We start from the raw sequence: 4,152 nt of genomic DNA, 5'->3' as shown, positions 1-4,152 counted from the left end.
CCCTCATCAAGCAGTTCCCGGATCCGTCGAAGATCACCCGCGACACCGTCTCGCAGGCGCTCCTCGGAATCAAGGGCTTCTCCTCCGACCTCCTGTGCGCCCCGTGGTACTACGGCGTCGCCGACCAGCATCACGCCAACCACGCGACCCGCATGGCAAAGCTCGTCAACGGCGAGTGGCAGGAGCTCGAGGGCTGCCAGAACGTGACGGACCCCGAACTGACCTCGATCGAACAGGCCGAGCAGTCCCAGGGTCTTCTGACGGGGAACTGATCACACCATGAATCTGCTGCCCTTCCTCGTCGCCGGCCTCGTGATCGGTTCGGTGTACGCCCTGTCCGGAGTCGGGGTGCTCGTGCTCTACCGCACGACCGGCGTCCTCAACTTCGCCCACGGCGCCATCGGTGCGTTGGCCGCGATGCTGCTGTGGCAGCTGGTTCCCACCCAAGGACGTCTGCAGCCCGCGATCGGGATCGCCGTGTGCATCCTGATCGCGGCTGCGGCCGCCCTGCTGTTCGGGCTGCTCGCCGGCCCCTATCTCGCGCGCATCGACGAGCTGCGCAAGGCGATCGCCACCCTCGGTTTCGCCCTCGTCATCATCGGCGTGCTGCTGTTCACCTGGAACGACAAGGCCCGCACTCTGCGGCTCGACACCAGCTCGATCGCGATCAACGTCGGCGGCAGCCGCGTGAACCTCACGCAGATCATCTGCCTCCTGCTCGCCGTGCTCGTCGTCGTCGCCACGGTGCTGGCCTTCCGCTACACGAGCATCGGCATGTCGATGCGAGCGCTCGCCAGCGACCGCGAGCTCGCCTCGGTCGTCGGCACGAACGTGCGACTCGTCGAGAACGTCGCCTGGGCGCTGTCGGGCGCGATCGCCGGAGCCTCCGGCATCCTTCTCGCCAACCAGACCCGCCTGGAGCCCGCCTTCCTGACCTTCCTCATCATCCCCGAGCTCGCGGCCGTCGTGATCGGACGCTTCTCCTCACTGTGGCTCACGCTGGTCGGCGGACTCGTGATCGGTGTCCTGCAGACCCTCGCGTCGGCGTGGGAGCCGATCACCGCCTACGCGACGATCGTCCCCTTCCTCATCGCCACCGTCGTCATCCTCATCGGCCGACGTCGCGTGCTGACCATCGGAGTGGTGCGCTCATGATCTCCTTCCTCGCCCGCCGAAACACCCGTGTCGGCGCGATCGGCCTCCTCGTGGGCCTCGCGCTGGCGGTGGTCATCCCGTTCCTCCCCGGTATCGGCCAGGGGTCCGGCCTCTTCGCGCTCACCGCATGCGCGATCTACTCGCTCGCCGCCCTCGCCGCCGGCATCCTCTACGGGCGCCTCGGACTCGTGTCGCTCATGCAGATCGCCCTCGTCGCTGTCGGCGGATGGGTGACGCTGCGCCTCTACTACGCGACCGATCTGCCGTTCGAGCTGGTCGCGGTGGCGGCGGCCGTCGTCACGGCGCTCATCGGAACGCTCCTGAGCCTTCCCGCTCTCAAGCTCTCGGGACTCTCCCTCGCGATCGTGACCCTCATGATCGCGGGCGGCATCCAGGTCGTCATCACGGCGACCGGGTTCCCGAACGGCGGAACCGGGTTCCTCGGGCGTCTCCCCGCCGGCACGGTTCCCGACACCATGCCGCGGCCGACCTGGGGTGCCTCGGACGATGCCTACTTCCGGTATGTCGCGGTGGTCGTCGCGGTCGTGTTCCTCGCTGTCTGGTGGCTCCTGTCCTCCCGGGTGGGACGCGCCTGGGCGGCGATCCGGCAGGGTGAGGCGGGCGCCATCACCCTCGGCATCCCGGTGACGCGTTATCGCATTCTGGCCCTCCTGATCACCAGCTTCATCACCGGTCTGTCGGGGGCGCTCCTCGCGGCCAACACGGGGGTGCTCGACTCCACCGGGACGACCTTCAGCGCGCAGCAGTCCGTGCTGCTGTTCGCGACGGTGCTCATCGGCGGCACGTTCTCACTGAGCGGCGCCGTGATCGGCGGCATCTTCTTCTACGGCGTGCCCGTGCTGCTCCAGGCCTGGGGAGTGAGCGGCGATCTCGTGTTCATCATCCTGGGCCTCGGCACGATCCAGGCCATCACGACCAATCCGATCGGCATCGCCGGCTCGGTCGCCGCGCTGGCGCGTCGATGGCGAACACCGCGCCGTGCCTCACGTGCACGCGAGGTGACCGCATGAGCCGCCTCGTCATCGATCGCGTCACCGTGCGCTATGGGGGCGTCACCCCGCTCGACGCGGTCAGCCTCGAGTTCGAGGACGGCGTCTGCGGGATCATCGGACCGAACGGTGCCGGCAAGACCACGACCTTCAACGTGCTCTCCGGGTTCGCCATCCCCGCGGAGGGGAGTGTGCACATCGACGGGGAGTCGCTGCTGGCCGTGCCGCGGCATCGTCGCGCCCGCTGGGGGCTGCGCCGATCGTTCCAGCAGGAGCAGGTGATCCGGTCGTTGACCGTGCGTGAGAACCTCCTCCTCGCGGCGGAGAACTCGGGCGCGACCCGAGCGTCGGTCGACGCCGCGCTCGACTACGTGGGCCTGGATGGGCGGGACCGACTCGGGAGCGACCTCACGATCCTCGAACGGCGTCTCGTCGAGATCGCCCGCTGCGTCGTCGGCGAGCCGCGTCTCGTGCTGCTCGACGAGCCCGCCGCCGGTCTCGATCCGGCCGAGTCGGAGATGCTCCTCGGGGTGATCACCGGGATTCCGGCGACGACCGGCGCGCTGGTCCTCCTCGTCGACCACGACATGGATCTCGTGCGTGCCGCGTGCGCGACCGTCGCGGTGCTCGACTTCGGGCGCCGCATCGCGGCCGGGTCAACGGCCGAGGTGCTCACGTCCCCCGACGTCCGCAAGGCGTATCTCGGTATCGAGGAGGAGAAGGCATGAGCGAGCAGCTGGCGATCCGCGACCTCACGATCCGTCGTGGCGGGCGCGAGGTGGTGCGCGGTGTCGATCTCACCGTCCCGCGCGGCGAGGTGACGGCGCTGCTCGGGGCGAACGGGGCGGGGAAGTCCTCGCTCGTGCTGGCGGTCGCGGGGCTGCTGCGCGACATCCGCGGCGACATCGAGCTCGACGGCCGGGCGATCCGCGGGCTGCGTCCGAACCGGGTGCGGCGGGCGGGTCTCGCGACCATGCAGGAGGGCCACCGCGTCTTCACCGACATCTCGGTCGCCGACAACCTGAAGATCGCGGCTGTCCTCCTGCCGCGGCGCGACCGCGGTGCCGCCGTCGAGGAGATGCTCGACATCTTCCCCGAGATGCACGGGTTCGCCGACCGTGCGGCGGGCTCGCTCTCGGGCGGACAGCAGCAGATGCTCGCGCTCGCAAGCGCGCTCGCCGCCCGCCCCGAATACCTCGTCATCGACGAGATGTCGCTCGGACTGGCGCCGGTGATCGTCGCGCGTCTCGTACCGGTCCTGCGCAGCGTCGCCGCGCGCGGCGTCGGCATCCTTCTCATCGAGCAGTTCACCCATGTCGCGCTCGATCTCGCGACCTCGGCCGTCGTGCTCGCGCAGGGGGAGGTCCCCCTCCGTGAGAGCGCGGCGACGCTGCGCGATCAGCCCGAGCAGCTCGCGGCCGCCTACCGACTCACCGAAGCAGAGGAGCAATCATGACCCACTACCCCTACATCGTCGTGGGCGCGGGGACCTCCGGATCGATCGTCGCCCGCCGACTCGCCGACGCCGGCAAGCGGGTGCTGATCGTCGAGGCGGGCCCCTCCAACCGCACCGAGCTCGTGCAGGACCTCAGTCACATCCCCGACCTCTGGCACACCGAGCGTGACTGGGACTACTACACGGCACCGCAGGCGCACGCGGCGGGCCGCCGCATCCATCTGCCGCGCGGGCGGGTGCTCGGCGGGTCCCATTCCCTGAACGCCGCGATCTGGGTGCGCTGCCTGCCGTCCGACTTCGATGGCTGGGCGGCGGACGGATGCCCCGGCTGGGCCTGGGCGGACGTCGAACCGGTCTACCGGCGCATCGAGGGCTGGCGCGGCGCGCCGGATCCCGCGCGCGGCACAGAGGGGTTGCTCCCGATCGAGGAGAACCAGCCGATGCATCCGATTCAGGAGTCGATCATCGACGCCGCCGTGGAGTGGGGGCTCGAGCGCAACCCCGACTACAACTCGGGGTCGATCGAGGGTG

At 69.7% G+C, this 4,152-nt stretch carries 5 protein-coding genes and 1 pseudogene; all 6 read left to right on the top strand.

Features of this window, described 5'->3' with window-relative positions; genetic code table 11:
* Positions 1–272, top strand: a 272-nt coding sequence (locus ASG00_RS15510) for a hypothetical protein (RefSeq protein WP_200930934.1), incomplete at its 5' end; no start/stop codon positions are given.
* A 7-nt stretch (positions 273–279) separates the two neighbouring features.
* Positions 280–1,155, top strand: coding sequence for a branched-chain amino acid ABC transporter permease (locus ASG00_RS13450; RefSeq protein WP_056210215.1), 876 nt, complete (start codon positions 280–282; stop codon positions 1,153–1,155).
* Positions 1,152–2,186 carry a branched-chain amino acid ABC transporter permease gene (locus ASG00_RS13445; protein WP_056210213.1) on the top strand — a complete coding sequence of 345 codons (1,035 nt, stop codon included), beginning with the start codon at positions 1,152–1,154 and terminating at the stop codon, positions 2,184–2,186. The genes ASG00_RS13450 and ASG00_RS13445 overlap by 4 nt, the downstream gene beginning before the upstream one ends.
* On the top strand, positions 2,183–2,893 hold the full coding sequence (locus ASG00_RS13440) for an ABC transporter ATP-binding protein (protein ID WP_056210211.1): 711 nt from the start codon (positions 2,183–2,185) through the stop codon (positions 2,891–2,893). The genes ASG00_RS13445 and ASG00_RS13440 overlap by 4 nt, the downstream gene beginning before the upstream one ends.
* The gene (locus ASG00_RS13435; protein WP_056210209.1) at positions 2,890–3,621 is read left to right on the top strand and encodes an ABC transporter ATP-binding protein; all 732 of its coding nucleotides are present in this window, start codon (positions 2,890–2,892) and stop codon (positions 3,619–3,621) included. The genes ASG00_RS13440 and ASG00_RS13435 overlap by 4 nt, the downstream gene beginning before the upstream one ends.
* Positions 3,618–4,152 (top strand): annotated as a pseudogene (locus ASG00_RS18625) (GMC family oxidoreductase); the annotation flags it as partial. The gene ASG00_RS13435 and the pseudogene ASG00_RS18625, both read left to right, overlap by 4 nt.

Origin of the sequence: Microbacterium sp. Leaf351, assembly GCF_001423825.1 — a bacterium.
Classification (GTDB): domain Bacteria; phylum Actinomycetota; class Actinomycetes; order Actinomycetales; family Microbacteriaceae; genus Microbacterium; species Microbacterium ginsengisoli.
The sequence above is the reverse complement of the archived record's forward strand: the minus strand, read 5'-3'. Positions and strand labels throughout refer to the sequence as shown.

Excerpts from the sequence above, each read along its gene's own strand:
- ASG00_RS13450 (WP_056210215.1), top strand. The coding sequence starts at position 280 with ATGAATCTGCTGCCCTTCCTCGTCGCCGGCCTCGTGATCGGTTCGGTG.
- ASG00_RS13435 (WP_056210209.1), top strand. The coding sequence starts at position 2,890 with ATGAGCGAGCAGCTGGCGATCCGCGACCTCACGATCCGTCGTGGCGGG.
- ASG00_RS13440 (WP_056210211.1), top strand. The coding sequence starts at position 2,183 with ATGAGCCGCCTCGTCATCGATCGCGTCACCGTGCGCTATGGGGGCGTC.
- ASG00_RS13445 (WP_056210213.1), top strand. The coding sequence starts at position 1,152 with ATGATCTCCTTCCTCGCCCGCCGAAACACCCGTGTCGGCGCGATCGGC.